The following is a 5,304-nucleotide window of genomic DNA, read 5'->3' as shown; positions in this document are numbered from 1 at the left end:
AGCGACGTAACCGAGCTATTGGTCGAACTGAGACCCGTCGACAGCGACCCGATCGAGCTATTAGCCGACGAAATCCCGGTCGAAGCCGACGTCGAAAGCGACGTAACCGAGCTATTGGTCGAACTGAGACCCGTCGACAACGACCCGATCGAACTATTCGCCGACGAGATCCCCGTCGAAGTCGAAGTCGACAGCGAAGCGATGCTGCTCGACGTCGCCGTCGACAACGACCCGATCGAGCTATTCGCCGACGAAATCCCAGTGGAAGCGGAAGTCGACAGGCTCGCGATGCTCGACGTCGTCGTGCTCGCCACAGCATAGAGCTGGCTGCCGTTGATCGCATCCGTGCTGGTCGCGCTGACGAGGCCCGCGGCGACGTTCTGCACGCGGCGCTCCGCATTCGGCTGGCCGACGCTGACGACGCCGCCTGCCGCGGCCGCGCCCGCATAGTTGCCGAAGGTCTGGCCGCCGATCGTCGTGTTGCTGACCGACGTGGTGCCGCCGGACGTCGACGTCAGCGCACTGCTCGTCACCGAGCTGCTGCCGAGCGCGACCGAATTGGCGACGTTCGCGGTCGACCCGACGCCGAGCGCGATCGCGTTCGTCACCGACGCCGTCGCGTTTTGCGCGAACGCGACCGAACCCGCGCCCGACGCGGTCGAGTTCGACCCGAACGCGGTCGCGTACGAGTTCGACGCGACCGCGGCCGCACCGACGGCCACCGCGCCTGCGTTGCCGCTCGCCGTCGCGCCGTTGCCGAGTGCGAGCGCGTCTGCGCCGGTCGCCTGCGTATTGGCCGCGAAGCTGCCGACATTGCCGAGCGCGATCGCGCCCGTGCCGTTGGCCGTCGCGGAGTTGCCGATCGCGACCGAGCCGTTCGTGCCTGTCGCATTCGCCGAGCTGCCGATCGCCACCGAGCTGTTCGACGCGGTGTTGCTGTTGCCCATCGCGACGGAGCCCGTACCGCTCGCCGAGTTCGCGTTGCCGAGCGCCACCGCGCCTTGGCCGTTGGACGTGTTGTTCGCGCCGACCGCGAGCGCGCCGGTGCCGGTCGCGCTGTTCGGGTCGCCGATCGCCACTGCGCCGTCGCCGGTCGCCGTCTGACCGCGGCCGATCGCGACCGCGCCGCCGCCTGCCGTACTGCCGTTCGCCGTCGTGCCGGTCGAGCCGATCGCGACGTTGCGGCCGGTCGCACCCGACACGACACCGTCGCCTTGCGCGATGCCGTATGCGCCGTTGACGGTTGCACCGCGGCCGACCGCGATGCCCGACGTGGCTGCCGACGCGACCGACGACTGTCCGCCGATCGCGATGCCGTCCGACGCGGCCGCTTGCGCGCCCTTCGTCGCGTTGCTGCCGATCGCGACCGCGCCGGCACCCGACGCGATCGTCGAGTTCGCGTACGACAGCGGCGTCGTGCCGTTGCCGGCCGCACCGCCGATCGCCACCGAGTTCAGCGCATTCGCGGTTGCGCCGAAGCCGAGCGCGGTTGAACCGGCGCCGCTCGCGGTCGATTCGAGGCCGGCCGCGGTGCCCCACAGTGCGGCCGACGACAGGAAGCCCGTCGCGGTGCCGCCCGTGCCGGTGATCTGCGCGAACGCGCCGTAGGCGGTGGCCGCGAGGTTGTTGTTGCCGCTCGCGTTACAGCCGGCGACGGTCGAATACGTGCCGGAGCCGTCGGATGCATACGCGTTCGTGTTGCCGGTGGTCGTGCGGCCGACGGTGCCGTTGCCGCCGCTCGACGTACACGACGAGACGGTGAATTGCGAGCCGTTCGTCGTGCCGGGCACGAACGTGTTGGCGCTTGCCAGGGCGGGGAGCGCCGTCAGCACGACGGCGGCGGCGATCGCGACGGCGGACTTGTTCGGCTTACCGCGCGCGGCGTCGAGTTCGGATGCTGCGACCCAGGCGCCGAGCGCCTCGTTCCAGATCGAGCGGTATGTGCGGTTCATGTCCTGCTACCTCCAAATAAGCACGCAACACACCTGGCTCTTTTCGGTCGTCGAATATGCCGTGCGCTCGCGCCAATCTCAAAAATGACGAGCGGAGTTTATGGGAGGTCCATTTTCGAGATTGCAAAGGAGTGAAAAATTCGCTTGTTCGAAAGTTAAAAGATCGTCAATGGATCAAGTTCTGACGTTTTTGCTAGTAATGCTCCGGAAACACCTGACAAGGGGAGGTGAAAGATTGGCGAGAGGCCGGGCGACGAGGACAAGAGATAGAAAAATCAAGGGCTTGCTGTTGGAGTGAGCCGAGACTTCGGTTATCATTCTTACCATCGTGAAAGGAAAGCGAAGCCGCAAACGTTTGCGAGGCGGGTCAACCTTTCTTCAATGTAATGTCGTTGCGTTGATTTTTTTGGATAATCGAGTGCGTTGAATTTGGTGATTTAGGGTGCGTTTATCTGGATGGTTTTAATAACGGCATTCTTATAATAATTTAAAACCAAAAAGCACATTAAATCGTCGGTCGGCTATGCTGAAATACGCATGCGAGCGCCGTTCGCGCGCCGTCCGGCGGGCGTTTGCGGCGACACGCGGGTCCGTGCTGGCTTCACAAAGTTGTAAAAAAAATGCAACCGCTCGCTGCGCGGTCATCTCGTGGGATATCCGCGAATCTCTTCCAATTGGAAGATTTCGGCGAATCGCGTCGGAAAATCGCTCGCATGCGCGATGCCCGGGCGCGGGAGCCGGTATGCCGGAGCGACGCACCGGCGGCCGGGACGACGAGCAGAGGCGCTCCAGCAACGACGCCGCAACGAAATCGTCGGATGAATGTGCGCGGACGGACGGAGCGACGCGATGACGGATGGAGGGGTGGCGGCCGCGGAGCCCGAGTTTCGGGCCGCGTTCCGCACATGGAGCGGGCGCCGCCGAACCCGGCGGGCCGCGCGTAGGGTCATTTCCGCAGGAAACGCAGCGCGAAGCGCGCGAGGCGCGGCACGAACATCGGTCGCAGGAGACGCGTGTCGTAGCCCGCCATCCGGCGGTCGTTCTCGGTCAGACAAAGTTCCAGCAGTTCGCGCGGGTTCAGCGCATCGCCGACGGCGGCCGTGCCGGTCGCCGGGAAGTTCGCGTCATGCGCGACGCCGTCCGCGTCGATGCCGCGTGCGATGCCGATCCGCTCCCAGATCAGGAACGCCCACACGGCCGCGACGCGCGCGAAGAACCACGGGCGGCGCCACCACGGCATGTTGCGCCAGTACCACGCGAACCAGTTCACGAAGAACAGGATATGACGGCCTTCCTCCTGGATCACCGGCTCGAACGTCTCGACGAGTTCGGGCGGGAAGTAGCCGGAGCGCTGCGCGGAACGGAACAGGCCGAACGCGAAGAAGCTGTCGATGCATTCGCTGAAGCCCGTGACCATCCACGACCATTCGGGATCGTTCGGCGCCGGATACGGCGGCTCGGGTGCGAGCTTGATCCCGTATGCCTCGACGAGCTTCGACAGCACGACCTTGTGGCGCGCTTCCTCGCCGCCGTCCATCTCGAGCGCCTGGCGCAGCAGCGGATCGTCGACCGTCGCCGCGAACGTCGCGACGCGGATCGACGCGCGGCCTTCGGTCTGGACCGCGATGTCCCAGATCGGCAGCGACGTGAGCCGTTCGAGCTCGTTCGGCTTCAGCGGCGGCCAGTCGATCACGGCCGGCTTGTACGGGTTGTGCGTGTCGAGCAGCATGCGGCAGAACATCTGCTTGTGCGCATCGGAACCGATTTTGACCGGACCTTGCCTCTCGAAGGTCCAGTTGCGCATTGCGTGATCTGCTGCTGCGTGCTCTTCCTGCAGCGTGTCAGTCATGGCTGTTGTTATGCGATTACGGAACGAAAGATTCTCACATAGGTTCCGGTTTCGCGTATTTTTCGTACGGCCATGACGCGCGCCGCTTGACGAATGTCACGCGTGCGTGTCGACCCATAGCCGTCCCCAGCGGGACGCATAGGCGAGTGCGTGCTCTTCCTCGAAGAAGAAATCGATCGCGTCGAACGAAACGGCGTGCGACGACGGGCCGCCGCTTGCCTTCTCGATCGTCAGGTTGGCGGCGAACAGCCCGTTCGGCAGCCGGGCGGCGGCGGGGGCCACTTCGTAGCCCTTGTAGCGGATCGTGCGGTTCATGGGCCTGTGCAAAGAAGGTTCGGGCTGTCAGCGTACGAAAATCGGTCGCGCGCGTGAACCAATCTTTCGGCCAATGCTAATCATGCGCCGCGCGCGATCGTTATCGCCGCACGGCATCGGACGACCGCATCCGCGCGTGCAACGCGCACGGCGCGCGTCCGAAAACGCGCCGCCCGCGCGCGGCGAACGTCGGCCGGGCGCGGGCGGCGCAGAGAACGGGCGGTTACTGGTTCGCGATCTTCAGCACGGGCGCGAGCGCGTCGACCGATGCCGCATGCGTGGCGGCGCGATGCGACGCAAACGCAAGCGCGAATTCGGCCGCTTGCGCGCCGACGGTTTCGAGCTGCGCGACCACTTTCGGGTCCGAGCAGCTGTCCGCGCTGTCGAAGCGCGTCTCGAGCGTGTTCACGGTTGCACCGAACGGTGTCGGCCAGCCGCGCAGCGCATGGACGATCGAGCGCAGCGACGTGAGCACGGTGCCGGCCGCCTGCCAGCCGTATGCGGTGACGATCAGGCCGACCGCGCGTCCGTCGAGGTAGGGCCGCGTGTCGCCGCGCAGTTCCTCGAGCGTGTCGAGCGCGTTTTTCACGAGACCGGATACGCCGCCGTGATAGCCGGGCGTCGCGATGATGATCGCGTCGGCCTCGCGCACGGCGTCGATCAGTTCGCGCTGCGCGTCGGTCAGCGTGTTCTGTTCGGGCGCGTAGTGCGGCAGCGTATGCAGGAACGGGCCGTCGAACAGGCGCGTACGCGCGCCGGCGGCCTGCGCGCCGCGCAGCGCGAACGACAGCGCACGCTCGGTCGACGACGCGGCGCGGGTGGTGCCGCCGATGCCGACGACGAACGGCCGGCGATGTTGATCGAATGCAGTCAAGGGGCGCTCCTCTCGGGAATGGCTTGCCCGGCTAAGCACAGGCTTAAAACTGCATGGTAACGACCGCGTCGCCGCTGTGAAAACGACTTTTCGTTCTATCGATATGCCGACGCGGCGTGTGCAGTGCGGCGCAGAACGATAGCAGAAATGCTTGGTTGGGCCGGCGCGGTGCCATCGATATGATGAAACCGTCTCCTCCATGATGTCTCGACTGACATGGGTTGGCCCCGCCGCGCGGATGCAGGCGGGGCTTTTTTTTCGTCCGTCGCGCTAGGGAAACGCTGATCAATGGACCAACTTCCGAAGTTGCAGGC

The 5,304-nt window shown here is 65.5% G+C and carries 4 protein-coding genes; all 4 read right to left on the bottom strand.

Annotation, left to right across the window (positions count from 1 at the left end):
- Positions 1 to 1,952, bottom strand: a 1,952-nt coding sequence (locus ACSHSS_RS29385) for an ESPR-type extended signal peptide-containing protein (protein WP_445545906.1), incomplete at its 3' end; no start/stop codon positions are given.
- Between the two features lie 946 nt (positions 1,953 to 2,898).
- Positions 2,899 to 3,801: an aminomethyltransferase gene (locus ACSHSS_RS29380; RefSeq protein WP_039216719.1), complete on the bottom strand. Its 903-nt coding sequence runs from the start codon at positions 3,799 to 3,801 to the stop codon at positions 2,899 to 2,901.
- Between the two features lie 96 nt (positions 3,802 to 3,897).
- The gene (locus ACSHSS_RS29375; RefSeq protein WP_006396283.1) at positions 3,898 to 4,116 is read right to left on the bottom strand and encodes a hypothetical protein; all 219 of its coding nucleotides are present in this window, start codon (positions 4,114 to 4,116) and stop codon (positions 3,898 to 3,900) included.
- Positions 4,117 to 4,339: 223 nt separating this feature from the next.
- Positions 4,340 to 4,990 (bottom strand): NADPH-dependent FMN reductase, encoded by a 651-nt coding sequence (locus ACSHSS_RS29370; RefSeq protein ID WP_012468038.1) that lies wholly within the window; start codon positions 4,988 to 4,990, stop codon positions 4,340 to 4,342.
- Positions 4,991 to 5,304 lie beyond the last annotated feature (314 nt).

This window comes from Burkholderia sp. BC1 (assembly GCF_052683555.1).
Note: the sequence above shows the minus strand (reverse complement) of the source record. Positions and strands in the feature narration are given on the sequence as shown.

Excerpts from the sequence above, each read along its gene's own strand:
- ACSHSS_RS29380 (WP_039216719.1), bottom strand. The coding sequence starts at position 3,801 with ATGACTGACACGCTGCAGGAAGAGCACGCAGCAGCAGATCACGCAATG.
- ACSHSS_RS29375 (WP_006396283.1), bottom strand. The coding sequence starts at position 4,116 with ATGAACCGCACGATCCGCTACAAGGGCTACGAAGTGGCCCCCGCCGCC.